Below are 24,538 nucleotides of genomic sequence, written 5' to 3' on the forward strand. Positions count from 1 at the left end.
GTTACGTTCGAGTGGTGAAAGCTGCAGTGTTCGACGGCACCGGCCCGTCTCTGACGATCGAAGACATTCCCGTTCCGACGCCTCGGCGCGGTGAGATATTGCTGAAGGTGGCCGCGTGCGGCGTCTGCCACACCGACCTTCACGTCCTGAAATCGGAGGTCGCCTTCCCGGTCCCCGCGGTGCTGGGGCACGAGGTCTCCGGCGTCGTCGAGGAGGTCGGCGAGGGCGTCGAGAACGTGGCCGTCGGCGATCGGGTGGTATGCAGCTTCATCATGCCGTGTGGCGAGTGCCGCCACTGCGCCCGCGGCAAGGAGGACCTGTGCGAGAAGTTCTTCGCCTTCAATCGGCTCAAAGGCACGCTGTACGACGGTGACTCGCGGCTGGCCCGGCACGACGGCACCCCGCTGGCGATGTACTCCATGGGCGGGCTCGCCGAATACTGCGTCGTGCCGGCGTCCGACGCGTTCGCTGTTCCCGACGGCGTCGGGCTCGAGCAAGTGTCGATCCTGGGGTGCAGCTCGTTCACCGCACTCGGTGCCATGAACAACGCACAACTGTCCCTCGGTGACCGCATCGCGGTGATCGCCGCGGGCGGCGTCGGATCGTCGATCGTTCAATTCGCCTCTGCCGCAGGTGTATCGCAGATCATCGCGGTCGACATCGACGACGACAAGCTTGCCGCTGTCGCCGCGCTGGGCGCCACGCACACCGTCAATTCCGCGACGGCCGACGTCGTGGCCGAGGTGAAAGCACTCACCGACGGTCACGGTGTCGACGTCGCGTTCGAGGCATTGGGCAATGCGCGGACCTTCGCCACCGCGATGGACATTCTCGACGACGGTGGTCGCGCGGTGGTCGTCGGAATCGCCCCGGCCGGCACCGTCGGCGAGGTCGACCTGGCTCGAATGGTCCGCCGCAAGTTGGAAATTCACGGGTCGTACGGTGCGAAGGCGCGAACCGACATGCCGGCGCTGCTGCGCATGGTGGAAGGCGGAATCGTGTCCCCCGAACAGGTCATCACCCGCCGGTACAGCCTCGACCGCGTCGACGAGGCCTATCAGGCGTTGGCGCGCGGAGAAATCACCGGCCGCGCGATCATCGAGATGGGCACCGACTGAGGACACACCCTCACGCTCTGCCGACCACCGCCACGATCAGAGCAGTCAGCTCGTCCGTTGCCTGGCCGGGGGACAGAGAGTCGGTGACCGCCGCTTGTGACAGTGCTTCTGCGGCTCCGAATATGGCCGTCATCGACGGTGCCGACACACGGCCGCGTCGACTGAACGGAGACAGTAGGGCGGCGCACCGCTCGAAGTACGCCTGTTCGGCGTCGCGCTTCACCTGCTCCAATTCGGGCGAGCCTTCCAGTGCGGCGAGCACCCCGGTGAGCTCGCGTCCCTGCGCCAGGCTGCACCCCACGAACGAGTCGGCGATGGCGCCCGCGCGACCCTCGAGCGATTGCTCGGCCGTCGACAACGATTCTTCGAGCGCAGCCGCCTGGCGGCCGTCGAACTCGGTGAACAGCGCAGCCAGTAGCGCGTTGCGCGACGCGAAGTGGCTGTACACCACCGGTTTCGCAACGCCCGCCCGTTCGGCGAGACGTCCGAGCGTCAGCGCATCCGCGCCCTCCGCCCGCACCAGCGCCCAGGCGTGTTCGATCAGCTGATCGAATCTGTCGGCGCGCGAGAGCCGCGTTCGCACCATGAGCACCTCCTGCACTATGTACTGATAGTAACCTACTTTTGGTATATAGCTTGCCCTCCCTACCGCAAGGAAGCAATCATGACCGCTCTCGTCGTCGTGTCCCACCCCTCCCCCGACTCTCTCACGCACCACATGGCGCACGCCGTGGCGCGCGCGATCGGCGATGCCGACGTGGCCGATCTGACCGCCGAGGACTTCGATCCGCGGTTCACCGACGCCGACCTGAACCTGTACCGCGGTACGGGAAGCACACCCGCCGACGTAGCCGCCGAACAACAGCGGATCGACCGCGCAGAGCACCTCGTTCTGGTGTTCCCGATGTACTGGTGGTCGATGCCCGCCCTGCTCAAGGGATGGATCGACCGCGTGTTCGTCGGGGGTTGGGCGTACGACTTCACCCCCGGCGGTGAGTTCACGAAGAAACTCGGGCACCTCACCGTCCACCTGGTGGTGATCGCAGGCGACGACGCGGACAGCTTCGAGCGGCACGGAATTCACGCTGCCGTCGAGACCCAGATCGAACGCGGGATCGTCGAATACTGCGGTGCGCGATTGGGTTCGACGACCTACCTGCACGAGTCGGACACCAAGAGCCCCGACGCCATTGCCGACGAGGTGACGAAGGTGAGCGAGGCGGTTGCCGAACACGTGTCAGGATGCCCCCGGACCGCCGAGCTGTCACGCCTCTGACGGGCTGCCCTCGACGCGGTAGCGGGCGAACGTCCATCTCGAGGCCTCGAACACGCGCTGCTCGATCAACGTCAGGTCCAGTCGGTGGCCCGACGGGAAGTAGGGCTTGCCCCCGCCCACGATCACCGGCGCCACGATCGGACAGAATTCGTCGATCTGATCGACCAGCGACGCCGCAAGCGAAGCACCGCCGAGGCTCAGCCACCCGTCGGTCTCGCGCTTGAGCTTCTCGACCTCCGCGGCAGAGTCGGCACTACGCACGAGCCGACAACCGTCCGGCACCGATTCGAGACTGTCGGAGAAGATGATTCGCGGTGTTGCGACGTACTCGCGAGCGAATTCCGCCTCCACCTCGTCGCCGTCGGCGCGCTCGGGTGACGTCCAGAAATCTTCCATCAGCTCGTACAGACGCCGACCGAACAGGAACCCCGCGGTGTCGCGCGCCTGTGCGTTCGAGAACCGGTGCACCTCCTCGTCGGGCTGAGAGAAGGCGAAGCTGCCCGTGGCGTCCTCGATGTAGCCGTCGAGGGAGATGTGCATGCTGTAGCCGAGCTTTCCCATGATGCTCCTTCGGTGAGTCGTCGACTGTGGACTCGCGGAACACCCCGAACTAATCGGAGACGCCCGAGCCGTGGATCGCACGCAGTCCCGCAGCCATGAATTCGCTCGTGGCTTCCGCCGCCGCCTCCCCGTCGCGCCCGGATCCTGCACGGGCACGGTGCGTGATGCCCTCGCCGATCACACCGAGCTTGAAGTTCGCCAACGCCACGTAGAAGTCCCAGTGGGGCAGCGTGTTTCCGGTTCGGGTGGCGTAGGCCTGCGCCAAATCGTCCGCCGAGGGGTAGCGGTCGCTCGTCCACGCAGCACTCTCACCGAGGACCGCGTCGAAGATGGGCTGCCGGTACACACACATCAGCGCAACATCGGTCAGTGGATCACCGAGGGTCGACATCTCCCAATCGACAACGGCTGCAACCCGGCTCGCATCGCCGTCGAGAAGAATGGTGTTGTCGACGCGGTAGTCCCCGTGCACGATCGACGACGCCGACTCGTCCGGAACGCTCGTCGCCAACGCATCGCGCAATCGCTCCACGTCCGGCAACTCGCGTGTCTTGACGATGTCCCACTGCCGCGCCCACGTCGCGACCTGCCGCCGCACGAACCCGTTGGGACGGCCGAAACTCGACAACCCGACGACGTCGAAGTCGACGGCGTGCAGCCGGGCAAGGACGTCGACGAGTTCGGATGCGTTGGCCTGTACCTCGTCGTCCGACAGCGCATTCAGATCGTCCCGTGATCTCACCACCGTCCCCGGGACGTACTCCACCACCGTCATCGGCGCACCGAGGGCGTCACCCTCCGCATCGAACGCGACGGCCCGCGCCACCGGAACGTCGGTCACGGCAAGTGCGCTGGTCACCGACCACTCGCGCGCCATGTCGTGCGCCGACGGGTCAACCCACCCGCGGGTGGGCGGCGCACCACCCACGCGCCGACGTCGTCGACTGCCTTGTAGGTCAGGTTCGAGCGACCGCCACTGATCAGCTCGACACGCAGCTCGCCCTGCACCTCGACCCCGCTGCGCACGAGGAAATCCTGCAGCGCAGCAACATTCATACCGGGAAGCTCAGGCATCGCGGGCGGCCCTCTTCGCCGCTCCGACAGCCCGTTTCGCGATGGCCCACCGGTGCACCTCGGACGGTCCGTCGTACACCCGGAACGGCCGCACCTCCCGAGAGAGCCGAGCCAGCGGCAGGTCGTCGGAAACGCCCATCCCGCCGCACATTTGAATACCACGGTCGACGATTCGGAAGATCGCCTCCGCGGCGAAGGTCTTGGCAATGGAGGTTTCGTTGCCGGCCTTGGACCCTCGGTCGAGCGCCCAGCACGCCTGCACCAGCAGCGCCCGGGTCGCCGCGATGTCGATCTCGTTGTCGGCGACCATCTTCTGGATCATCCCGAGGTCACCGAGCGTCGATCCGAAACCTTCGCGGCGGGCGACCTGCGCGACGGCAATGTCGTGCCCGCGACGCGCGGCACCGAGCCAACGCATCACGTGCGTCATCCGAGCCGGGCCCAATCGCACCTGCGCGTAGGCGAATCCTTCGTCGACTGCGCCCAGCACGTTCTCGTCGGGGACGAACGCTCCGTCGAAGAAGACCTCGCAATGACCGCCGATCATGGCTTTGTCGAGGGTGCTGATGTGACGGCCCACCCGAATTCCAGGCGTGTCCGCCGGCGCGAGGAACATCGTGGCGCCGCCGCGATCACCCGGCTTCCCCGAGGTTCGAGCCATGACGATGAAGAAGCCTGCGCCGTCCGCTCCGGTGATGAACCACTTGTGGCCGTCGATCTTCCACCCGCCGTCGACCTTCGTTGCGGTCGTCGACAACGCCGACGGATCGGATCCCGCACCGGGCGCCGGTTCGGTCATCGCGAACGCCGAGCGCACGTCACCGTGCGCCAGCGGGGCGAGGAACTGCTCCTTCTGAGCGTCCGACGCGACATGGGCGAGCAGATGCACATTGCCCTCGTCCGGGGCACCGATGTTCAATGCGATCGGCCCGAACAGCGAGTAGCCGGCTTCTTCGAACACCGGGGCGCGGTCGGACATGTTCAACCCGTGCCCGCCGTAACCGACGGGTGCGTGCGGGGCGAAGATTCCCGCGTCCTTGGCGGCTGCCTGCATCTCGATGCGGCACCGGTCGCCTCCCGCATCGGAGATGTTGCCGACGAACTTGTCCTCGATGGGCAACACGTGCTCGCGCGTGAAAGCTCTGGTCTTGTCGATCAACGTCACCACGTGCGGGTCGTACTCGAGTTCGATCGCCACCGGAAGCTTCCTCCTGAGTCACCGACCGTACGCTCGTTCGGTCGCACTCTCGACACTGACAGAGAGGGGCGAGCCCGTCAAGCACCGACCATGCGGCGAGCGATCTGTAAGTAGATCTCGACCAGCTCCGCCGGCGAGGAAGGCCCGTCCGGTCGGTACCAGCTCGCCACTCCCACACACATGGAAACGACGGCGCGCGACGCGTGGACGGAGTCGGGTACGTGAAAGACGTTGTCGGACAGACCGTCCGCGACGATCGCGTCGACCATTCGCTGTTGCTCGTCCCGTTTGCTCACGTAGGCATCACGCCGGTCGGGATCGAAGCTACGAATTTCCGTCGAGCTCAAGAAGGCCTGTTCTCTCCGGTGCATGTGAAAGAGCAGCAACGATTCGACCACCGCATCGAAGCGAGCCGACGGCGAACGGCCCGCTTCGGCCTCCGCCGCCCGCGAGCGCGCCAGCAACTCCTCGATCGCCGCGTCGGTGAGTCCGACCAACATCTCCTGCTTGGAGGGGTAATGGTGATACAGGCCGGACACGGACAGCCCGGCACGCCGCGCGATGTCGCGAACGGTCGTTCCGTGATACCCGTGTTCCACGAATTCGGCCAGCGCGGCAGCGAGCGGCAACGGAAGATCGGTTCCCGCGTAGACGCGCCAGCCTCCGTCTGCGTATGCCGTCACGGCTGGACCTCGGGTCGACGCGCGCCATCGACCATGTCCTCCAACGGAACTCGGGGAATGTTCACTCCACGTGACTCACCGAGGCCGATAATCTGCATCCAGATCGTGTCCGCCAGAAAGGTGACGAAGGTGTCGATGTCGGTCTGATCGTCGCCCTGCTGTCCCCAGGTGCGCGCGGCTCCCATGCACCCGGAGATCAGACCGGACACCCATGGACCCACCAACTTCTGGTCGTCGGGCCCGAGGTCGGCGCCGACGAGGGCGAGGAACGCCGCGGTGATGTCCTCGAGTTGTCGCGACATGTCGCGGTTGAGTTCCTCGAAGGGCGACACCGTGTCCGTGGAGAGATCCTGTTCGACGAACCGAGCCCACTGCGGGTGTTCGGAAACCCAGTGGACGTAGCTGCCCACCACTCGGTTCACGACGTCTCGCGGAGTGCCGGTCAACACGACCGCCGACATGACCTTGGACCGAATGTCCTCGCAGATGACCCGTTGGATCGATGTGTCGAGGTCCGTCCGGTCGTCGAAGTAGCGGTAGAGCCCGGTGCGGTGCACGGACGCTTCGGTGGCAATCTGCTGCGCCGTCATACGCTCACCCGGCGAGATGTCGCGGGCGAGAACGGTCAACGCCGCCTCGATGATGCGCTCACGCCGCTCGGCGGTGTGCTGCTGCCAGCGCCGTTTCCGTCCGTCCGACTGTGCAGTGCGGCTGACGGCGTCCATGAGCGATGTTCTCATGCTCGGCGCAGACGTCGCCCCTTCGCCCCGAAGAGGCCGGAGGCCGGACGGTGTCGATCGGCCGTGCGGTGCGCGGCACGTTGCCCCTCGACGTCGACGATCTTCTCGCGCGGACGACCGCGGGCCTGCCCCTGCGCAATTTCCAGCGCGTCCAGCCGTCGCCACCCGCGCACGGTGCCGACGTCGCCGGATCGCGCAGGGAGTTCGTCCGTCGTCGCCGACAGGTCTGCGGTGTCGAGATGATCGAGCACGCTCTCCACCGTTTCCTGCGCGCAACTCTTGTTGGTACCGATGAACCCACGCGCGCCGCGCTTGATCCATCCGACGACGAACACGCCGTCTCGGACCCGTCCGCGATCGTTCGGCACGGTGCCGGTCGACGCGTCGAACGGCAGGTCGGCGACTTCCGTTCCCCGGAAACCGACGGATCGCACGACCAGGCCCGCGGAGACCACCTCGGTGTCCCCGGTCGGGACGGCGCGGACCGCTCCGTCGGCTCCTGGTTCGAGACGGTTCTTCGCCACACGCACCCCGCAGACCCGCCCGTCCTTTCCGAGAATCTCGACGGGCGAGACCAGGAATCGGAGGACGATTCGACGGCGATCGGTCGGATCGGACTGCGGACGCGCGGCAATCTCCGCGAGCAACCGGGTGCGGGGGTCGTCGCCGGCCAGAAGCGCGGGGTCGACGTCGACCAGCACGTCGACGTCTCGCAGGTTGGCCAGACCGATGAGCTCCGGCAGGGTGAACGCCGATTCGCCCGGACCGCGTCGGCCCAGGATCTGCACCTCCCGGAGCGCGCCGGCGTCGAGCGCCGCGAGCGCATCGGATGCGATGTCGGTGTAAGCCTCCAGCCACCGCGAGTCCCGCGTGAGGACGCGGGCCACGTCGAGTGCCACGTTGCCGTTTCCGACGATCACCGCCCGCTCGTGGTCGAGCGGGACCGTCACGCCGACACGATCGGGATGGCCGTTGTACCAACCGACCACGTCGGTCGCGGCCAGCGATCCGGCCAGGTCCTCCCCGGCGATGTTGAGCCGGCGATCCGTCGACGCTCCCACCGCGTAGACGACGGCGTGGTAGCTCGACGCCAGCTCGGCCAAGGACACGTCGACGCCCACCTCGACCCCGAGCACGTAGTCGAACCCGGGTTGGTCCTCGATGTCGCGAAACGACTCGGTGACGCGTTTGGTTGCCGAATGGTCCGGCGCGACACCGTGACGCACCAGCCCGTGCGGCGTCAGCAGCCGGTCGTACACGTCGACCGAGCTGATCTCGGGGTGCTTCAGCAACTCGTCCGCGGTGTACAGGCCGGCGGGACCGGAGCCGACGACGGCCACCCGAAACGGGCCGGGACGGCGCAGTCGGCGCTGCTGCGGAACCAGTGCCAGCGGAGTGCGGTCGGCGTGCGGGCTGTCTCGGTAGTAGTCGGCGTTCAACTGCAGGAACGGTTGCTGCTCGGGCGTCAGGGCGGTGTCGGGAACGATCGCACCGACCGGGCACGCCGTGACGCACGCGCTGCACCCCACGCACGACGCCGGGTCCACGAACAGCATCTCGGTGGTGCCGAAACCGGGCTCACCCGGCGCGGGGTGAATGCAGTTGACCGGACACGCCACGACGCAGGAGGCGTCGGCGCAACAGGACTGGGTGACGACGTGCGGCATGCGTCAGGCCGCTGCGGATCTGGGCTCGCTGCGGAAGCGCGACGGCCGGCCGTCGATCTTCAGCATCCGCCACACCCGTGCCGACACGCGGTTCATCAGTCCCGCCTCGGTCGCCAGGGCGCGAACGTCACCGAACATGTCGCGCAACACCTTTCGCGACTCGTCCGAGCTCCACCACACCTCGTTCACGACGTGCTTGGGAATGTCGAGATCGCGCTGCATCTTCGCGGTCGGCTTCATGATCGCGTCGCACAGAATGCGCATGATCACCGGAGTGGCCACCGACATGACCGCCCGTTGTCTGCGGTTCAGCTTGGGGCTCCGGTACTGAAGGTACTGGTGCGCGAAGCCGATGTGCCGAGCTTCCTCCGCAATGTGAATCTGCATGACCCGCTGGACGAGCGGATGCATTTCGGTGCCGGTACGCAGCACGGCCTTCTGCATGTGATCGATCGGCTCCTCGCCACCGAGCACGCCGACGAAGAACCCGAAGGACAGCGGGCCCGCCGCCAACGGCATGAACGGCCCGGTCTTGCGGAACCATCGGGGGCCTCCGGCGACGTCGATGCCGATGCGGTTGATCAGCTCCTGGAACATCTGCGTGTGATGGCACTCCTCGGTGGCCTCGTGAGTGGCGTACCGGTACTCGGGAGTTCCGTTGGGCAGCGACAGGGCGTAATGCATCAGCCCGCTGATGAGGATCTGCTCGAACTGCAGACCCACCTTGAGCATGTTCGCCTGGCGGTACATGCCGATGTAGATCTGCCGCTCCACCGACTGGGACCGGTACCACTGCGTCGAGCCGAGGGGGTCGGCCGGCGGGAGGATCCAGCGCTCGTCGTTCGGGGTGATCGCGTATTCGGGGTCGTCCCACGGCACGTCGACGAACGCGTCGAAGTGCTGGTGAACGGACGCTTCCGACAACGTCGCAAGGGTGCGCTCGTAGTCGTTCCGCGTGGTGGTCGTGACTGTCATGACACTCCTTCGCCTGCACTGCGCGTGTCTCGCGGTACCTGTAACAACGTGTTTCACGTACCTTACTGCGACATCTTGTTGCAGACAATAGAGCGCGTCAGATCCGTCGTAACTCGACCGGCTGACCGTCCTCCGGGAAGGGCAACGACGTGAAATTCAGCGGCGCGACGTAGTCCGCATCGACCGTCCAGTCGAAGGTCAGCAGCAGGTGATGCATGATCGTCTTGATCTCGGCGCCCGCGAAGAACATGCCGATGCACTTGTGCACCCCACCGCCGAACGGCTCCCACGCGTAACGGTGCACCTTGTCCTCACGACGCTCCGCGGAGAAGCGGTTCGGATCGAACTTCTCGGGCTGCGGCCAGTACTCGGGCATGTGATGCGTGAAATGCGGAGCGACCGACGCGAACGTCCCCGCGGGGACGAAACGGCCGCGAACCGTCGTATCCTTCACCGCCCGACGTGCCACGACCGGGGTGGGCGAGACCAACCGCAGGCACTCCTTCATCACCAGGTCGACGCTCTCCAATTCGTTCAGCTGCGTCAGAGTCGGCGAATCGGTTCCGAGAACGAGGGATTCGGCCCGGCACCGCTCCCGCCACTCGGGGTGCTGACCGAGGTACTGCATCATCGTCGACAGCGTGATCGTCGACGTGTCGTGGGCCGCCATGAGCAGGAAAATCATGTGGTCGATCACTTCGTCGTCGGAGAAGCGTTGTCCCGCTTCCGATTCGATGTGGCACAGCGTGGAGAACAGATCGTCGGTCGCAGTCGCACGCCGGGCCGGCAGGTAACGGCGGAAGAATGCGTCGAGGGTGCGCCGGCCGTCGAGACCCTTCTTCCACCGCGTACCGGGTAGGCGGTATCGCACGATGGACGTCGCAGCCTGCACGCACGCCACGAAACTGTCGTTGATGCGCCGGATTTCGGCGTCGTCGGCGCCCTCCGCCCCGCCCATGAAAACCTCGGTTGCAACATCGAGGGTGAGGGCCTTGAGCGCCGGGTAGACGCGGAACGCATCGCCCGCGGCCCATGCGTCCAGCCCCGCCGAGACGACGGGATTCAACGCGGTGACGGACTTTGCCAACCGGTCGTTGGTGAACGCCTGCTGCATGATTCGGCGATGCCGCAGGTGTTCCTCGGAGTCGAGCAGCATCAGTCCACCGTGGAAGAACGGTCCGATCAACTTGGACCAGCCATCGCTGTTCACGAACGCCTTGTCCTTGTTCTGCAACACTTCCTGGCAGGCGTCGGGCCCGAGAACGATCACCCATTTCTGTCCGGCCATCGTGGCCCACGAGACCTCGCCGTACTTGCTCCACCGAGTACGGAAGTGACCGAGAGGATCGCGAATGTAGTCGAGCATGTATCCGATCACCGGCATTCCGCTGTCGCCGGGAACCGGATCGAGACCTGTGTCCGCAGGTGGGGTGGCGAGCATCTTCGACATCGGTAGTCCCTCCAATCTGACAGGACGCTCTGTCAGATTTGTGTAGTCTGCGTCACATCGAAACGACCTGTCAAGATCTACGAGTGAACTCATCGGCGCGTCCCTACGCGGGCAGAAGCGCAGACGACCGCAGTGCCGAACGTCGTGAACGACTCCTCGACGCCGGTCTCGAACTGTTCTCCACCGTCGGTGCGTCGGGCACGACGATGACTGCGATCTGCGCGCACGCGAAATTGACGGAGCGCTACTTCTACCAGAACTTCACCGGCAAGGAGGATCTGCTGAAGCAGATCGTGGCCGCGGTGTCGAACGAAGTGCGGGCCGCAGCACTCGACGCTCTCGGCTCGCCCGCCCCCTCGGTCGAGAAGAAAGTGGAGAACGCGATTGCTGCGTTCGTCGGCGTTCTCACCGCAGATCGCCGCAAGGGGCGGGTCGCGATGATCGAGTCGACCGCGGTCGAGTCGCTTCGTTCCTACCGCCAGGAGTTGTTGCGCGACTTCGCTTCCCTCGTCGTGGAGCAAGCGCACGCGCTGTACGGGGAGCGGGCGTGGCCCGCACCGCGAGACGACCTCAACGCGGTCCTCTTCGTCGGCGGACTCGCCGAACTCGTCGTGACGTGGTTGAACGGAGACATCGACGTGACGCCGACGCAGATCGTCGCCGCCGCGACCGACAACTTCGTGGCGACAGCGCAGCGCCCCTGACCCGTCAGCCGAGAACCGTGAGCATCGTCTGCTCCATTGCGGTTGCTATCGAGGCGTATCCGGCGTCGTTCGGGTGAAACCAGTCGCCGGCGAGCCGGCCGCGCCACGAGGAGGGGCCCGTGACACGAAGGTCCGCCATGACGATCCGGCCCTGCTCGGCCGCGCGCTCGATGTGCGTATTCGCTCCATCGGTGGCGCGGGTGGGCTGCGGGAGCGTCGTCACGACGGTCCCGACGGGCACCCGATCCACCAACTCTGCGAAGTCGTCTCCCAGCTCACCGCGCCGACCGCCGAACAGGTCGTTCGACCCCACCATCACGGTGACCACGTCGCCGTCGCGGGTGCCGATCGAATTCAGCACCGGCAGTTGCTGATCGAGAACATCACGCACCCGCGCGCCCGTGGCGGACAGGTTCACGACCTGGAGGCGGTGCCCGTGCTCGTCAAGCCGGCGGGCGAGCTGGCCGACCCAGCCGGCGTCGTACGACGATGCCCCTATGCCCTGAGACAGAGAATCGCCGAGAACGAACCAACGACGTCCAGGATCGTCCAGTGCGGACAGATTGTGCGCATGCCACTCGTCGGCATACGGCTCGGATTGGGACCACACCCGGGCGACGCCCGGGACGACGGAGCCGAGGGCTCGGACTGCGCGCCCGGGGCCTCTGCCGGTGCGGTTGCGATAGTCGAGGTGCACCGAGTCCAGGTTAGCTGCCCTGTGGTCCGGCCGGGTCGTCAACCGATCGCGCTCGGCGGCACCCCGGTCCAGCGGCGAAACGCGCGCCGGAATGCGCGCGATTCGGAATAACCCAGACGGGCGGACAAGTCGGTGACCGTCTCACCCCCGCGCAGCCGGGTGAGCGCTACGTCCGTGTAGTGCCGAGCACGCAGAGCTCCCATGGAGGTCGACTCACGGGCCAGCATGCGCCGCAGGTGCGGTTCGCTGATGTGCAGCAGAGCGGCGACGGACCTGTTGTCCGGCAACGGACCTTCGCCCAGCGCGTCGAACAACTCCACCACGCGGCTCGCCACCGGACCGAGTTGGAGGACAGTGTCCGACTCGGCGGCCGCGCTCACCGATCCGTGCCCGCGGCGAACGAGACCTCCGGGCTGCGCGCCATCAGCACTCTTCTGACCTTGCCGTCGGCGTCGAGTTGGGCGGAGGCGTTGAACGACGCCTCGAATTCGCCTGCGCGCGTCGTCTTTCCCAGGACGAGTTCGATTCCGTTGACCGACGCCCCGGCCTCGATGTGATGAACGAGAGTGCTCTTCTCCCGCTGTGCAAGGTATCGAACGAGGCCTTCGCGATCTCCGACGAATTCGGCGGAGTCGCCCTGGCCCTTCGAGAAAAGAATCGAGATCTGGAAATCGTCCGAGATCATGCCGAGTACGCGATCCGGGTCGTCCGAATCCATGTAGGAGAACCAGAGTTCGAGAGTCTCGGTGGCACCGGTGGGCTGGGTCATTTCGTCCCCTCGCTGTCGTCGGCAATCGGCACCAGTGCGAAATCGGCGTCGAAGGACACTTGATAACGATCGACCAAGCCGGCGCCGTCGAGGTGCATGGCGCCGACGAAGTAGCCCGTGACACGGCCGGCGTCGGTCACCGAACCGTGCGCGAACTGGAGGTCGCCGTCGTCGGCCACGGAGAGCAGGTTGTGCTTGCGATCGACCGGCGGGCGGGCGGTCAGATACGTCAACATGGCGTCGCGGCCGGATCCCCGGTTGGTTCCGCTGGGCAGGATCATCACGAATTCGACGTCCGGTGCCAGCATCTCGACCGCCGCCGCGAGATCGCCGCTGTCCAGCGTCGAGTAATAGTCTTGGATGTTCAGCGTCATGAATTGAACTTAGTTCGGCTATACCCTGTTTGTCGAGGCTCCGTCGCGCTATGGTTCGGACATAAACTGAACTCGAGTCGAGTGGAGCGCCATGCCTGTCACGACACCCCCCAGCGAGGTCCCGTGGCCTCGCTCCGAGCCGAGCGCCCTGACCCCCGGCGACGAACAAGGACAGCTTCGCGACGCCGTCCGAAGTCTCCTGGTCAAGCACTCCGGGATCGCTCGGGTCCGCGCGTCGTCGGACGAGCCGCTCGGGTACTCCGCTTCCCTGTGGACGCGGCTGACCGACGACATGTCCGTGACCAGTCTGGCCGTTCCGGAAAGCCGTGGCGGTCTCGGATACGGAATGGTGGAACTCGGCATCATTCTCGAAGAATGCGGCCGCGCCGTCGTCCCCGAGCCGGTGTACGCGAGCGCGACGTTGGGCGTGCATGCACTCCTTGCAGCAACGGAACCGGGTGTCGACGCACTGGTCGCCGACGCACTTGCGGGTTCGACGATCGCGACGGTCAGCTCACTGACACCCGAGGCGGACGCACTCGTCGCGCGGCACGATTCGGACGGCTGGACCCTCAGCGGCACTGCACATCACGTGGTCGGGGGCGCCGAAGCGGACGTCGTCGTCCTCTCCGCCGAATGCTCCGACGGTCGACGGTTGTTCGCACTCTCCACGGCGGACGGTGTGTCGGCGCGAAACCTGCGCGTACTCGACCCGACCCGTCGCCAAGCCGACCTGACGGTGACCGATGCGGTCGCGCCGGCGTTGTCGTCCCCTGACACGACGGCCGGAATATGCAGCAGGCTGGCAGATCTCGCAACAGTGGCTCTGTCGTGCGAGAACACCGGTGTGGCGGACGCACTTCTGGAGACCACCGTCGACTACGTCAAGACCCGACAGCAGTTCGGCCGACCCGTCGGGTCGTTCCAGGCCGTCAAACACCGCCTCGCCGACGCTCTGCTCGCCCTCGAGCGAGCTCGATCGGCGTCCCGATACGCCGCGGCGGTCTACGACGAGAACCCGTCGGACGCCTCTCTCGCCATCGCGGTGGCCGGCGCCGTCTGCACCGACGCGGCCGTTCTCGTGGCTTCGGAAGCAATCCAGCTGCACGGCGGCATCGGTTTCACCTGGGAGCACCCCGCGCACTCGTACTACCGACGTGTGATGGGAAACGAAGCGCTGCAGGGAAACTCGCGGGACCACCGGCGCCGCATCGCGGATTTGATCGGCGTCTGAAGTCCACTGTTGACGCCGACCCGTTCGGTGTTTAATACTGAAGTGAATCCAGTTCAATTATCGAGAGGCAATCCCATGATCGAGACCGACCACATCCTGCTCGAGAAAGACGGCGACGTAGCGCGCGTCTGGCTCAACCGCCCGCACAAGAAGAACGCCGTCACGGTGGAGCTCCTGCACCGGCTGGACGAGATCATCGTGGAGGTCGACAACGATCCGAACCTCAAGGTTCTCGTGCTGCGCGGAGTGAACAACACCTTCTGCTCGGGCTTCGATCTCGACGAGCTGCTGTCGGACTTCATCGGCACGACCACCGCGATGGACGTCGCCGTCCTGTCCGCCAAGGTGTGTGACCGCCTGTACTCGATGAACACCCCGTCGGTCGCAGTCCTCGAGGGCTACGTCACCGCCGGTGGGTTCGAGCTGATGATCTCCTGCGACTTCGCCATCGCAGCGGACGACGCCCGGATCGGCGACTTCCACATCCGCCGTGCACTCTTCGGCGGCGCCGGTCCCATCTACCGTCTGCCGCGCATGATCGGCATCCGCAAGACCAAGGAGCTCATGCTCACCGGCAAGCTCCTCAGCGGGACCGAGGCGGTCGACTTCGACCTGATCAACGCATCCGCGCCGGCCGAGATTCTCGACAAGACGGTCGAGGAGTTCATCGCGAACCTCACCGACAAGAGCCCGTTCATGATGAAGCTGACCAAGATGTGCATCGACCGCGGTCTGGACGCAGACATCCAGTCGCTCATGGTGATGGAGCACCTCGCCGTGGGCAACGCACTGCAGTCCGAGGACGGCAAAGAGGGCGTCACCGCATTCCTCGAGAAGCGTGAGCCGAAGTGGGTCGGACGCTGATCCGTCCGCCTCGACCGTAGTCAGAAGGGAATCCTCGTGGTCGACATGTCCGGAATCGCGCTCGAAGGTAGCGAATGCACCGTGTGCCACACAGTTGCGTTCCCCGCGAGCTCGATGTGCAGCAGGTGCGCAACCCCGACGGGCGTCGCCCGTCACCTCAGCACACAGGGCACGTTGTGGGCGTACACGATTCAGCGTTTCGCGCCGAAGTCGCCGCCGTATGTCCCGCCGGCGGAGGGGTTTCGACCGTTCGCCGTCGGCTATGTGGAACTCCCCGAGGGCATCAAGATCGAAGCCCTGATCGACTGCGACAATTTCGACGAACTGGACGGGGCACCGGTGAGCTTGGTCGCCGCCACACCGGTGCCCCGGTTCGCAGTGGGAACATTCGAATCGAAGGAAGTGTCGGCGTGAGCCAACCCGTGTCCATCATCGGGGCCGGGCTTTCCAAGTTCGGCCGACAGCCCGGAGTCAGCGGTCGGCAGATGGCCGTCACCGCCATTCACACCGCACTGGCCGACGCCGGACTCGCGTGGCCCGACGTGCAGGTCGCGTTCGGCGGGAGCGACGGTTCCGGTCTGGCCGACACTCTGGTGGCCGAACTGGGTTTCACCGGCATTCCGTTCACGAACGTCAAGAACGGCTGCGCTACCGGTGGCAGCGCGCTGTTCTCCGCCGTCAACGCTGTGCGGTCGGGCTCGGCGAACGTCGCTCTCGCAGTCGGATTCGACAAGCACCCCCGCGGTGCCTTCGACCCGCGGCCTGCCGAATGGGGACTGCCGGACGGGTACGGCGAAACCGGGTTGATGGTGACCACACAGTTCTTCGGCGCCAAGATCTCCCGCTACATGCGTGAGCACGGCATCACGTCGGACACGCTCGCGCGAGTGGCCGAAAAGGCCTACCGCAACGGTGTTCTCAACCCCAACGCCTGGCGAAGGGAGGCAATGGACGCCGCCACCATCGCGTCGGCCGACATGGTCAACGATCCACTGACCCGCTACATGTTCTGCTCCCCCGGTGAAGGCGCCGCCGCCGTGATCGTCGCGAACGAGGAAACGACAAGCAGACTCGGCGGACGATCGGTGCAGCTGCGGGCAATCACGCACCGCACCAGGCGCTTCGGCTCGTTCGAGGTCTTCAGCCCGTCCATCCAGGGCGGCGGCGAACCGACCAGCGTCTCCGCCGACGCGGCACGGGCGGCCTTCGAGCAAGCGGGCATCACTCCGGCCGACGTCGACGTGGCACAGCTGCAGGACACCGAGAGCGGCGCCGAGATCATGCACATGGCCGAATGCGGATTCTGCGAACCCGGCGAGCAGGAGAAGATGATCGCGAACGGCGACACCGAGATCGGCGGTCGCCTGCCGATCAACACGGACGGTGGATGCATCGCCAACGGCGAACCCATCGGAGCGTCGGGACTGCGGCAGGTCCACGAAATCGTCACTCAGCTTCGCGGCGAAGCGGGTGACCGCCAAGTCGCCGGCAGTCCGCGCGTCGGATTCACCCACGTGTACGGCGCGCCCGGCATCAGCGCCTGCACCGTACTGACCGTATGAGACCGAGGTAATCCAATGAGCCAGCAGACAATCCCCGACCTCGCGTCCTTCACCGCCGACGCGGTCGCCTGGCTCGACAGTGTCGCCAGGCGTCGCACCGAATCCGTGTGGGGCAGCGGTTCGGACTCCGTCGCGGTGTTCGAGAACTGGACCGCCGAGGAGGAACGGGCGCACACCGACCAGATCTCGGAGTACGAACGAACCAAGTTCGACGCCGGGTGGGGACCGCTCAACTGGTCCCCCGAGTTCGGTGGACGCGATCTACCCCTGTCCTACGTTCTGGCGTTTCGCCGCGCGGAGGACGAGTTCGACGTCCCCAAGCGCACCGAAATGTTCTCGGTGACGCAGCAATTGGTGGCGCCGACCATCGCCCAGTGGGGAACACCGGAGCAGCGGAACAAGTACATCCGCGCGATGCTGCGCACCGATCTGATCGTCTGCCAACTGTTCTCCGAAACCGAGGCCGGATCGGACCTGGCGTCCGTGCGGACGTCGGCTGTCCAGGCATCCGACGGTGGATGGGCGATCAACGGTCACAAGGTCTGGACGTCCGGCGCTCGGGTCGCCGACTACGGCGTTGCTTTGTGTCGCACGGACACCGGTGTCGCGAAGCACGCGGGCCTGACCATGTTCCTGGTGCCCATGACGGCGCCGGGGGTGACAATTCGGCCCATTCGGCAGATGACCGGCGGTAGTTCGTTCAACGAGGTGTACCTCGACAACGTCGAACTAGACGACGCGTATCGGCTCGGACCCGTCGGCAAGGGCTGGCAGGTCGCACTCACCGTCCTCGCTGCCGAACGTCTCGACGGCGGAAATCTCGGTCTCGCCAACGCCGATCGAGCAGTTGCGTTGGCGCAGAATCTCGGTCGGCCGTTGACCGAACTCGAGCGCGACGCCGTCGCCGACATGGTGACACGCAGCTACGTTCAGCGCATCAGCAACATGCGTGTCGCCGGCGCGGTCATCGCCGGCAACGACCCCGGACCCGAGGCGTCGCTCGGAAAACTGCTCGCCACCGGCACCATGTCCGCGACGTCGACTGTGGTTCGTCTCCTGCTCGGCCGAGAACTGACCGTGGACTCGGGAAGATGGGGAACCTACGCCTGGACCGAACACATCCTCGGTGCACCGGGATACAAGATCGCCGGCGGCACCGACGAGATTCAACACAACATCATCGCCGAACGAGTACTCGGCCTACCGCGGGAGCCACGACCATGAACGAGTTGCGCGACCGCGTCGCCGAGAAGCTACTGGCCGAATGCGATTCCACGGTCACGAGTTTCGCGACGCTACCGGGCGGACACTCGGGTCTGACCTTTCGCGCCGAGGCCACCGGCGGGGACGTGGTGATCAAGGCAGTACCCGAGGGCCAGCGCGCGGTCGGCCGACACGACATGCTGCGCCAGGCAAGCATCCTGACCGCTCTGTCGGAGACCGACGTACCGGTCCCCCGTATCGTCGCCGTCGACGAACGCGAGCCCGCATGGTTCGCCATGGAGCTGGTGCGAGGCGACTCACTGGAGCCGGTTCTCGACGATCCCGCCGTCGAACCCACCCTCGCGGCGGCCCGGATGCGGCGCGCGGCAGAGGTGCTTCCACGCCTGCATCGCGTGCCTCTCGATTCCATCCCCGGCATCGGCGAACCCCTCGGCCCGAAAGACGAACTCGATCGCTGGGCACGAACTCTCGGGGCCGTCCCGTCGGAACTGGTGGTCGGCGGAGATCGCTTGCTGAAACTTCTCGAGGCCGACGTCCCGGACGCAATCGAACCGACGCTCGTGCACGGCGACTACCGGCTCGGCAACATCATCGCCGACGGCGTCGAACCGGTCGCACTCATCGACTGGGAGATCTGGAGTGCCGGCGACCCCCGCGTGGAACTGGGATGGTTCCTGGTGTTCGCAGACGGCACCAACTTTCCCGGCGTGGGCCGTGAGGTACCCGGCCTTCCCAGTTCCGAGGAACTTGTGGCCCTGTACTCCCGCACCGGTCCTGCTCTGCCCGACCTGACGTGGTTCGACGCTCTGGGCCGGCTCAAGATGGCCGCCATCATGGGCCACAACCTGCGCCGCCATCGCGAAGGGCGACACCACGATCCGGACCAGGAGAAGTTGCCGGCCACCATCGCGCGGCTGATCGACACGGGCACAGCGCTCCTCACGACCTGACATCACTCGTCACCACTACCCGACAGGAGCGAAGGAACATGGACTTCTCCTATTCCGCGCGCACCGAAGAGCTCGCCAAGGCACTCGAAGCGTTCATGACCGACCACGTCTATCCCGCCGAGAAGGTCTACGACGAGCAGATCGCGGCGAACGACAACCCGCACGAACAGCCGCAGATCATGCGCGATCTGCAGGCCCGCGCCCGCGAGCTCGGCCTGTGGAATCTGTTCATGACGCACGACGGCCTCGGCGCCGGCCTGACCAATCTCGAGTACGCCCCGCTGGCCGAGATCGTCGGCCGATCGATGATCGGCAACGAAGCGATCAACTGCTCGGCTCCCGACACGGGCAACATGGAGATTCTGGCCATGTTCGGCACCGAGGCGCAGAAGAGCCAGTGGCTGAAACCGTTGCTGGACTGCAGCATTCGATCCGCTTTCGCCATGACCGAGCCGGACGTGGCCAGCTCCGACGCCACCAACATCACGTCCACCATTCTTCGTGACGGCGACGAGTACGTGCTCAACGGTCGCAAGTGGTACACCTCGGGGGTTCTCGATCCGGACTGCAAGCTCATGATCTTCATGGGCAAGTCCGATCCCGACGGACCGACCTACCGCCAGCAGAGCATGATTCTCGTTCCCGCGGATGCACCGGGTGTCGAAGTGCTGCGCGATCTTCCGATGTTCGGGTTCCAGGATCGGCTCGGCCACGGCGAGGTTCAGTTCACCGACGTCCGCGTACCCGCGTCCAACATGCTCGGCGAGGAGGGCGACGGATTCGCCATCGCCCAGGGTCGACTCGGACCCGGCCGAATGCACTACGCGATGCGTGCGATCGGAATGGCCGAGCGTGCCCTGGACATGATGTGCAAACGTTCTCTGCTGCGAAATGCCTTCGGCAGCCCGTTGGCCGATCGAGGCGTCGTGCGTGAATGGATTGCCCGCAGCCGCATCGAGATCGACCAGATCAGGCTGCTCGTGTTGAAGTCGTCGTGGCTCATGGACACCGCCGGTAATGCCGCAGCTCGCTCGGAAGTCGCTGCGATCAAGGTTGCCGCGATGGAGGTAGCGCACAACGTCGTCGATCGGGCCGTACAGACCCACGGCGCGGCCGGCGTGAGCAACGATACCGTTCTCGCTCGTCTCTATGCCATCACTCGCGCACTGCAGATCGCCGACGGCCCCAGCGAGGTTCATCTTCGGACCATCGCCCGACTGGAATTGAAGAAGCACTCATGACCGCAGAACTGTTGACGGGCAAGGTCGCCCTCGTCACCGGGGCCAGCCGCGGACTGGGCCTGGCCATCGCACGGGGCCTGCGCGACGCGGGGGCCACCGTCGTGCTGTCGAGCCGAAAGCTCGACGCGTGCACGGCAGCGGCCGAGGCACTGGGCGAGGCACCGGGCGGCGGCGGATCGGGCTCGGTGCATCCGTTCGCGTTGCACGTCGGTAAGTGGGACACGATCGAGCCTGCCGTCGATGCCATCGTCTCGAAGTTCGGCAGCCTGGACATCGTCGTGAACAACGCCGGTATCGCACCGCTCGCCGACAACCTGCTCTCGGTCACCGAGGCGCTGTGGGACAAGACGATCGAGGTCAATCTGAAGGGCCCGTTCCGTCTGATGGCCGTCGCCGGCGACCGCATGGCCACGGCGGGAGGCGGATCGATCATCAACATCTCCAGCATCGGAGCCGAACGTCCCAGCCCGCCCGAGGCGATGTACGCCGCGGCCAAGAACGGCTTGAACGCACTCACTCGGGCGTTCGCCCAGGAGTACGCTCCCACCGTGCGGGTCAACTGCATCATGCCCGGCGGGTTCGCCACCGACATGGCCGAGAACTGGGACGACGAGTTCGTCGGCAAGATCGTCGACAGGTTGCCCTCGGGTCGACTGGGGCGGCCGGAAGAGATTGCCGGACTCGTCACCCACTTGGCCTCGGATGCGTCGAGCTACACCACCGGGGCCATCATCCCGGTGGACGGTGGCCGAACAGCTGTCTACTGATCGCGAGCGAGACATCATGACGGACAACATCATCGGAAGCCGGCAGGTGCTCGGCGACATGTTCGGACTCGACGGGCGCGTCGCCATCGTGACCGGCGCGTCGTCGGGGCTCGGGCTGGGGTTCGCACGGACGCTGGCCGGTGCCGGAGCGACCGTGTTCGCCGCGGCCCGCCGGCTCGACCGGCTCGACGCAGTCGCCGCCGACGTTCCCGGCATCGTGCCCGTCCAGTGCGACATCACCGTCGACGCCGACCGGCGCAGGCTCGTCGACCGAGCTCGCGACGAAGCCGGCCGGATCGACGTCCTGGTGAACAACGCCGGCATGCCGGGACCCCCCAACTCCGAGGACGAAACCATCGACGGATTCGATGCGATCCTCCGGGTCAACCTGGTGGCCGGGTTCCACCTGGCCACCTACCTCGTCGGAACCCTTCCCGACGAGGCGAAAGCGTCGATCATCAACATCTCGTCCGTGATCGGGCTGGTGTCCACAGCGCCGATCGGCGGCGCCAGTTACGCGGCATCCAAGGCCGGCACACTCGGTCTCACGCGTGAACTCGCGGGCCAGTGGGGACGCCGCGGTATCCGTGTCAACGCGGTCGTGCCCGGTTGGTTCGACACGGAGATGACCGACGGACTGTTCTCCAACGACAAGTCGGCGAACTGGGTGCGGCGCAACACGATGTTGGGTCGCGGCGGTCGTGAGGGCGAAATCAACGGAGCGGTAACGTTTCTCGCTTCCGACGCATCGTCCTACATGACCGGACAGACCCTCGTTGTCGACGGCGGATGGACGGCCCGCTGATGAAGGCGGTGCAGCTGGTCGAGTGGGGTGAGCGTCCACAGCTGCGCGACCTGCCCGAACCGGTACCGGCGGGCACAGAACTCCTTTTGCGTGTCGACGCCGCAGGCCTGTGCCGCTCGGACCTTCACGTCATGGATTCCCCTGCCGGCGTGTTCGATTATCCGCTTCCCCTCACTCTCGGCCACGAGGTAGCGGGGACCGTCGTCGGTGTCGGTCCGGACGCCGATCCCGCATGGATCGGCGACGCCGTTGTGGTTCATGGTATTTGGTCGTGTGGCACCTGCCGAAACTGCCGACGCGGACGACAGAACTACTGTCTGACCCTGAGTCCCCGCAGCCACGGCCGACTGGCGTCGATAGGCAACGGGCTCGGCCGGCCGGGCGGGTTGGCAGAGTTCATGATCGTGCCGTCCGACGCCGTCCTCGTCCGCACCGAAGGCCTCGATCCACACCAGGCTGCGCCGTTGGCCGACGCGGCCACCACTGCCTATCACGCGATTCGAACGAACGCCGACCTCGTCGACGACGAATCGGTCGTGCTGGTGATCGGCATAGGTGGCCTCGGACATCTGGCGCTGCAAATTCTTCGCAGCTTCGGTGTGACGCGGCTGATCGCCGTCGACGCCCGACCCGAAACCAGGTCGCTCGCACTGCAATCGGGTGCGTCCGAGTTTCACGGCACGGTGGACTCCGCGGTCATCGCCGTCTCCGCCCTCGGCGGCGCCGATCTCGTACTCGACTTCGCGGGCGCACCCGACACTGTGGAACCCGGTGCTGGCCTGCTGGCGCCGGGCGGCCGACTGGTCGTGGTCGGCACAGCCGGCGGGCGGGCCACGGTCGGAAAGGACGTCGGCATGGCCTCCGGGTGGAGCGTCGGCGCTCCCTTCTGGGGTACGCGCGACGACCTCGAACACGTTGTGGCGCTGGCACAGACGGGGGTACTGCACGCGGAAGTCACCGCATTCCCGCTCGACGAGGTGTTCGACGCGTACGACCGTCTGCGGTCGGGCTCGATCACCGGCCGAGCCGTACTGACACCTTCGAAGAGAGAGACCTCCCAGTGAAGACGCTCGCACAGGAGATGACCGCCCGAGCCGCAGTGACGCCGGACGCCGTCGCCGTCGTCGACGAGACCGGCAGCCACACACTCGGCGCCGTCGTGGCGGCCGCTCGGACACTCGCGGCGGCCATCGCCGCACTGGACGAAGCGCAACCCACGGCGATCATCCAGGCCGACAACACCTGGCGCACAGTCGTGTCGGCCGTCGCGGTCGGACTTCGGGGCGGAGTCGTCGCCGTTCTGAGTCCGCACGCGTCCGAGGCCGAATTCGCGCTGGCCGTGGAGGACATCGCACCGGATCTCGTCATCGGCGACCCGGGCACGCTGACCCACTGGGCCGTCGGAACGAGCGGTTTCACCCGCTCGGTGACCGGCACCGACGGTCTCCTCGTCCACGACACGGGCACCGGCTTCGGCCCTGTGGACCGGTGGCGCGGCGGATCCGCGATCGCCATGACGTCGGGGTCCACCGGCCGGCCCAAATGCGTCGTGCAGTCCGAGGAGTCGATCCGCTACGCCTGCCGAAGCACCATCGATGCGGTCGGACTCGCGCAGGGCGACGCGATCGGTGCGTTCGTACCGCTGTCGTCGGTGGCAGCGTTCTGTTTCGGCATGTACCTGCCCGCCTACCTCGGCGGCCGCATGGTCTCGATCGGCCGGTGGTCACCCGCCGACGCACTGGACGTCGCCTCCGAGCACGGCATCGCGTGGACGATGCTCGTGCCGACGATGGCATTGCAGCTCTCGGTCGTCCCGGGCGCGGAGGGCAAGCTCGCCCGCATGCGCGCGATGACCGTCGGCGGTGGGCCGATGAACGAGCGTGCCCTGGGGCAGGCCGAGCGCCTGCTGGGGACCACCTTCCTGCGCGTGTTCGGCATGTCCGAATGTCTCGGCCACACAACGCCGAGCCTCGACGATCCGCCCTCGCTCAGACTGGGACGCGACGGCCGACCGTTTCCGGGAACGGTCGTGCGCGCGGTGGATGCGTTCGGCGACGTTCTACCGGCCGGCGAGATCGGCGAGGCGCAGGTGAGAGGACCGTCCCTGTTCGTCGGATACGCACGTGGTGGGGTTCCCGTGCCTGCCGAGCTGACGCCGGACGGCTTCCTCCCGACCGGCGATCTCGTGGAGGTCGCGTCCGATGGTTCGATCCGCGTGTCCGGACGTCAGAAGCAGATCATCATTCGCGGGGGTCGCAACATCGACATCAACGAGGTGGAGTCGATGTTGGCGGCACTGGACAACGTCGTCCAGGTCTGTGTGGTCCCCGTGCCCGACGACCTGCTCGGCGAACGCGCTGCGGCCCTGGTGGTGACGGACGGGGCGACGCTGACCCTGGACGACATCACGTCCCAGCTCGCTCGGGCGGACTTTCCCAAGTTCAAATGGCCCGAGTTCCTGTTCACCGTGGAGGATCTTCCGCAGAACAGGGTCGGAAAATTGTCCCGACCGGACGCAGTGGCACTCGCCGTCCAGCTCGCGGAGTCAGTCGACTCGAATTCACCTCGACAAATGTAAGCTCGAATTCGCAGGGTTGGCCCGACA

General features: G+C 66.1%; 26 protein-coding genes and 1 pseudogene. 14 read left to right on the plus strand and 13 right to left on the minus strand.

Annotation, left to right across the window (positions count from 1 at the left end):
* Positions 1–14 precede the first annotated feature (14 nt).
* Complete coding sequence (locus tag AC59JP_RS08900) at positions 15–1,118, plus strand: zinc-binding dehydrogenase (protein ID WP_497325394.1); 1,104 nt, start codon at positions 15–17, stop codon at positions 1,116–1,118.
* A 10-nt stretch (positions 1,119–1,128) separates the two neighbouring features.
* Here the strand turns inward: AC59JP_RS08900 and AC59JP_RS08905 are convergent, their stop codons facing one another.
* Positions 1,129–1,704, minus strand: a complete 576-nt coding sequence (locus tag AC59JP_RS08905; RefSeq protein WP_497325395.1) for a TetR/AcrR family transcriptional regulator — start codon at positions 1,702–1,704, stop codon at positions 1,129–1,131.
* A gap of 78 nt (positions 1,705–1,782) precedes the next feature.
* On the opposite strand from AC59JP_RS08905, the gene AC59JP_RS08910 reads away from it, so the two are divergent.
* Positions 1,783–2,394 carry an NAD(P)H-dependent oxidoreductase gene (locus AC59JP_RS08910; protein ID WP_497325396.1) on the plus strand — a complete coding sequence of 204 codons (612 nt, stop codon included), beginning with the start codon at positions 1,783–1,785 and terminating at the stop codon, positions 2,392–2,394.
* Here AC59JP_RS08910 and AC59JP_RS08915 read toward each other — a convergent pair.
* The 8 genes and pseudogenes from AC59JP_RS08915 to AC59JP_RS08950 all read right to left on the minus strand — a co-directional run bounded on the left by AC59JP_RS08915 (position 2,383) and on the right by AC59JP_RS08950 (position 10,742).
* Complete coding sequence (locus tag AC59JP_RS08915; protein ID WP_497325397.1) at positions 2,383–2,955, minus strand: dihydrofolate reductase family protein; 573 nt, start codon at positions 2,953–2,955, stop codon at positions 2,383–2,385. The two genes, AC59JP_RS08910 and AC59JP_RS08915, sit on opposite strands and share 12 nt — an antisense overlap.
* Positions 2,956–3,004: 49 nt before the next feature.
* Positions 3,005–4,029: pseudogene (locus AC59JP_RS08920) on the minus strand (phosphotransferase family protein).
* Positions 4,022–5,227 carry an acyl-CoA dehydrogenase family protein gene (locus tag AC59JP_RS08925; RefSeq protein WP_497325398.1) on the minus strand — a complete coding sequence of 402 codons (1,206 nt, stop codon included), beginning with the start codon at positions 5,225–5,227 and terminating at the stop codon, positions 4,022–4,024. Before AC59JP_RS08925 ends, AC59JP_RS08920 begins: the two are co-directional and overlap by 8 nt.
* 77 nt (positions 5,228–5,304) lie before the next feature.
* Complete coding sequence (locus AC59JP_RS08930; RefSeq protein WP_497325399.1) at positions 5,305–5,910, minus strand: TetR/AcrR family transcriptional regulator; 606 nt, start codon at positions 5,908–5,910, stop codon at positions 5,305–5,307.
* Complete coding sequence (locus AC59JP_RS08935) at positions 5,907–6,650, minus strand: TetR/AcrR family transcriptional regulator (protein ID WP_497325400.1); 744 nt, start codon at positions 6,648–6,650, stop codon at positions 5,907–5,909. The genes AC59JP_RS08930 and AC59JP_RS08935 overlap by 4 nt, the downstream gene beginning before the upstream one ends.
* Entirely contained in the window at positions 6,647–8,317 is a 1,671-nt protein-coding gene (locus AC59JP_RS08940) for an FAD-dependent oxidoreductase (RefSeq protein WP_497325401.1), read from the minus strand. The genes AC59JP_RS08935 and AC59JP_RS08940 overlap by 4 nt, the downstream gene beginning before the upstream one ends.
* Positions 8,318–8,320: 3 nt before the next feature.
* Positions 8,321–9,292 (minus strand): AurF N-oxygenase family protein, encoded by a 972-nt coding sequence (locus AC59JP_RS08945; RefSeq protein WP_497325402.1) that lies wholly within the window; start codon positions 9,290–9,292, stop codon positions 8,321–8,323.
* 97 nt (positions 9,293–9,389) lie between these two features.
* Positions 9,390–10,742, minus strand: coding sequence for a cytochrome P450 (locus tag AC59JP_RS08950; RefSeq protein ID WP_497325403.1), 1,353 nt, complete (start codon positions 10,740–10,742; stop codon positions 9,390–9,392).
* Between the two features lie 83 nt (positions 10,743–10,825).
* On the opposite strand from AC59JP_RS08950, the gene AC59JP_RS08955 reads away from it, so the two are divergent.
* Positions 10,826–11,446 carry a TetR/AcrR family transcriptional regulator gene (locus tag AC59JP_RS08955; protein ID WP_497325404.1) on the plus strand — a complete coding sequence of 207 codons (621 nt, stop codon included), beginning with the start codon at positions 10,826–10,828 and terminating at the stop codon, positions 11,444–11,446.
* 4 nt (positions 11,447–11,450) lie between these two features.
* On the opposite strand, the gene AC59JP_RS08960 is transcribed toward AC59JP_RS08955, so the two are convergent.
* The 4 genes from AC59JP_RS08960 to AC59JP_RS08975 are packed head-to-tail and all read right to left on the minus strand — an operon-like array spanning position 11,451 to position 13,286.
* Positions 11,451–12,143, minus strand: a complete 693-nt coding sequence (locus AC59JP_RS08960; protein ID WP_497325405.1) for an SGNH/GDSL hydrolase family protein — start codon at positions 12,141–12,143, stop codon at positions 11,451–11,453.
* Positions 12,144–12,181: 38 nt separating this feature from the next.
* A complete protein-coding gene (locus AC59JP_RS08965; RefSeq protein WP_497325406.1) occupies positions 12,182–12,523 on the minus strand; it encodes a helix-turn-helix domain-containing protein in 342 nt (113 codons plus the stop codon).
* Positions 12,520–12,912: a hypothetical protein gene (locus AC59JP_RS08970; RefSeq protein WP_497325407.1), complete on the minus strand. Its 393-nt coding sequence runs from the start codon at positions 12,910–12,912 to the stop codon at positions 12,520–12,522. The genes AC59JP_RS08965 and AC59JP_RS08970 overlap by 4 nt, the downstream gene beginning before the upstream one ends.
* Positions 12,909–13,286 (minus strand): nuclear transport factor 2 family protein, encoded by a 378-nt coding sequence (locus tag AC59JP_RS08975; RefSeq protein ID WP_497325408.1) that lies wholly within the window; start codon positions 13,284–13,286, stop codon positions 12,909–12,911. Before AC59JP_RS08975 ends, AC59JP_RS08970 begins: the two co-directional genes overlap by 4 nt.
* Positions 13,287–13,377: 91 nt before the next feature.
* Between AC59JP_RS08975 and AC59JP_RS08980 the strand changes: the two genes are divergently transcribed.
* The 11 genes from AC59JP_RS08980 to AC59JP_RS09030 all read left to right on the plus strand — a co-directional run bounded on the left by AC59JP_RS08980 (position 13,378) and on the right by AC59JP_RS09030 (position 24,511).
* The gene (locus AC59JP_RS08980; RefSeq protein ID WP_497325409.1) at positions 13,378–14,520 is read left to right on the plus strand and encodes an acyl-CoA dehydrogenase family protein; all 1,143 of its coding nucleotides are present in this window, start codon (positions 13,378–13,380) and stop codon (positions 14,518–14,520) included.
* A 75-nt stretch (positions 14,521–14,595) separates the two neighbouring features.
* Positions 14,596–15,384 carry an enoyl-CoA hydratase/isomerase family protein gene (locus AC59JP_RS08985; protein WP_497325410.1) on the plus strand — a complete coding sequence of 263 codons (789 nt, stop codon included), beginning with the start codon at positions 14,596–14,598 and terminating at the stop codon, positions 15,382–15,384.
* Positions 15,385–15,429: 45 nt separating this feature from the next.
* Positions 15,430–15,798, plus strand: a complete 369-nt coding sequence (locus tag AC59JP_RS08990; RefSeq protein ID WP_497325739.1) for a Zn-ribbon domain-containing OB-fold protein — start codon at positions 15,430–15,432, stop codon at positions 15,796–15,798.
* On the plus strand, positions 15,795–16,946 hold the full coding sequence (locus tag AC59JP_RS08995) for a thiolase family protein (RefSeq protein WP_497325411.1): 1,152 nt from the start codon (positions 15,795–15,797) through the stop codon (positions 16,944–16,946). Before AC59JP_RS08990 ends, AC59JP_RS08995 begins: the two co-directional genes overlap by 4 nt.
* Positions 16,947–16,961: 15 nt before the next feature.
* Positions 16,962–18,170, plus strand: a complete 1,209-nt coding sequence (locus AC59JP_RS09000; protein ID WP_497325412.1) for an acyl-CoA dehydrogenase family protein — start codon at positions 16,962–16,964, stop codon at positions 18,168–18,170.
* Positions 18,167–19,120, plus strand: a complete 954-nt coding sequence (locus AC59JP_RS09005; protein WP_497325413.1) for a phosphotransferase family protein — start codon at positions 18,167–18,169, stop codon at positions 19,118–19,120. The genes AC59JP_RS09000 and AC59JP_RS09005 overlap by 4 nt, the downstream gene beginning before the upstream one ends.
* 38 nt (positions 19,121–19,158) lie before the next feature.
* Positions 19,159–20,361, plus strand: a complete 1,203-nt coding sequence (locus AC59JP_RS09010; protein WP_497325414.1) for an acyl-CoA dehydrogenase family protein — start codon at positions 19,159–19,161, stop codon at positions 20,359–20,361.
* Complete coding sequence (locus AC59JP_RS09015) at positions 20,358–21,128, plus strand: SDR family NAD(P)-dependent oxidoreductase (RefSeq protein WP_497325415.1); 771 nt, start codon at positions 20,358–20,360, stop codon at positions 21,126–21,128. The genes AC59JP_RS09010 and AC59JP_RS09015 overlap by 4 nt, the downstream gene beginning before the upstream one ends.
* 16 nt (positions 21,129–21,144) lie before the next feature.
* Positions 21,145–21,933, plus strand: a complete 789-nt coding sequence (locus tag AC59JP_RS09020; protein WP_497325416.1) for an SDR family NAD(P)-dependent oxidoreductase — start codon at positions 21,145–21,147, stop codon at positions 21,931–21,933.
* Positions 21,933–22,997: an NAD(P)-dependent alcohol dehydrogenase gene (locus tag AC59JP_RS09025; RefSeq protein ID WP_497325417.1), complete on the plus strand. Its 1,065-nt coding sequence runs from the start codon at positions 21,933–21,935 to the stop codon at positions 22,995–22,997. The genes AC59JP_RS09020 and AC59JP_RS09025 overlap by 1 nt, the downstream gene beginning before the upstream one ends.
* A complete protein-coding gene (locus AC59JP_RS09030; protein ID WP_497325418.1) occupies positions 22,994–24,511 on the plus strand; it encodes a class I adenylate-forming enzyme family protein in 1,518 nt (505 codons plus the stop codon). Before AC59JP_RS09025 ends, AC59JP_RS09030 begins: the two co-directional genes overlap by 4 nt.
* Positions 24,512–24,538 lie beyond the last annotated feature (27 nt).

The sequence above is a fragment of the Rhodococcus sp. 320_ES genome (assembly GCF_059691855.1).

Excerpts from the sequence above, each read along its gene's own strand:
- AC59JP_RS08975 (WP_497325408.1), bottom strand. The coding sequence starts at position 13,286 with ATGACGCTGAACATCCAAGACTATTACTCGACGCTGGACAGCGGCGAT.
- AC59JP_RS09015 (WP_497325415.1), top strand. The coding sequence starts at position 20,358 with ATGACCGCAGAACTGTTGACGGGCAAGGTCGCCCTCGTCACCGGGGCC.
- AC59JP_RS09005 (WP_497325413.1), top strand. The coding sequence starts at position 18,167 with ATGAACGAGTTGCGCGACCGCGTCGCCGAGAAGCTACTGGCCGAATGC.
- AC59JP_RS09010 (WP_497325414.1), top strand. The coding sequence starts at position 19,159 with ATGGACTTCTCCTATTCCGCGCGCACCGAAGAGCTCGCCAAGGCACTC.
- AC59JP_RS08985 (WP_497325410.1), top strand. The coding sequence starts at position 14,596 with ATGATCGAGACCGACCACATCCTGCTCGAGAAAGACGGCGACGTAGCG.
- AC59JP_RS09025 (WP_497325417.1), top strand. The coding sequence starts at position 21,933 with ATGAAGGCGGTGCAGCTGGTCGAGTGGGGTGAGCGTCCACAGCTGCGC.
- AC59JP_RS08915 (WP_497325397.1), bottom strand. The coding sequence starts at position 2,955 with ATGGGAAAGCTCGGCTACAGCATGCACATCTCCCTCGACGGCTACATC.
- AC59JP_RS08950 (WP_497325403.1), bottom strand. The coding sequence starts at position 10,742 with ATGTCGAAGATGCTCGCCACCCCACCTGCGGACACAGGTCTCGATCCG.
- AC59JP_RS09000 (WP_497325412.1), top strand. The coding sequence starts at position 16,962 with ATGAGCCAGCAGACAATCCCCGACCTCGCGTCCTTCACCGCCGACGCG.
- AC59JP_RS08935 (WP_497325400.1), bottom strand. The coding sequence starts at position 6,650 with ATGAGAACATCGCTCATGGACGCCGTCAGCCGCACTGCACAGTCGGAC.
- AC59JP_RS08970 (WP_497325407.1), bottom strand. The coding sequence starts at position 12,912 with ATGACCCAGCCCACCGGTGCCACCGAGACTCTCGAACTCTGGTTCTCC.
- AC59JP_RS08980 (WP_497325409.1), top strand. The coding sequence starts at position 13,378 with ATGCCTGTCACGACACCCCCCAGCGAGGTCCCGTGGCCTCGCTCCGAG.
- AC59JP_RS09020 (WP_497325416.1), top strand. The coding sequence starts at position 21,145 with ATGACGGACAACATCATCGGAAGCCGGCAGGTGCTCGGCGACATGTTC.
- AC59JP_RS08910 (WP_497325396.1), top strand. The coding sequence starts at position 1,783 with ATGACCGCTCTCGTCGTCGTGTCCCACCCCTCCCCCGACTCTCTCACG.
- AC59JP_RS08945 (WP_497325402.1), bottom strand. The coding sequence starts at position 9,292 with ATGACAGTCACGACCACCACGCGGAACGACTACGAGCGCACCCTTGCG.
- AC59JP_RS08905 (WP_497325395.1), bottom strand. The coding sequence starts at position 1,704 with ATGGTGCGAACGCGGCTCTCGCGCGCCGACAGATTCGATCAGCTGATC.
- AC59JP_RS08990 (WP_497325739.1), top strand. The coding sequence starts at position 15,430 with ATGTCCGGAATCGCGCTCGAAGGTAGCGAATGCACCGTGTGCCACACA.
- AC59JP_RS08940 (WP_497325401.1), bottom strand. The coding sequence starts at position 8,317 with ATGCCGCACGTCGTCACCCAGTCCTGTTGCGCCGACGCCTCCTGCGTC.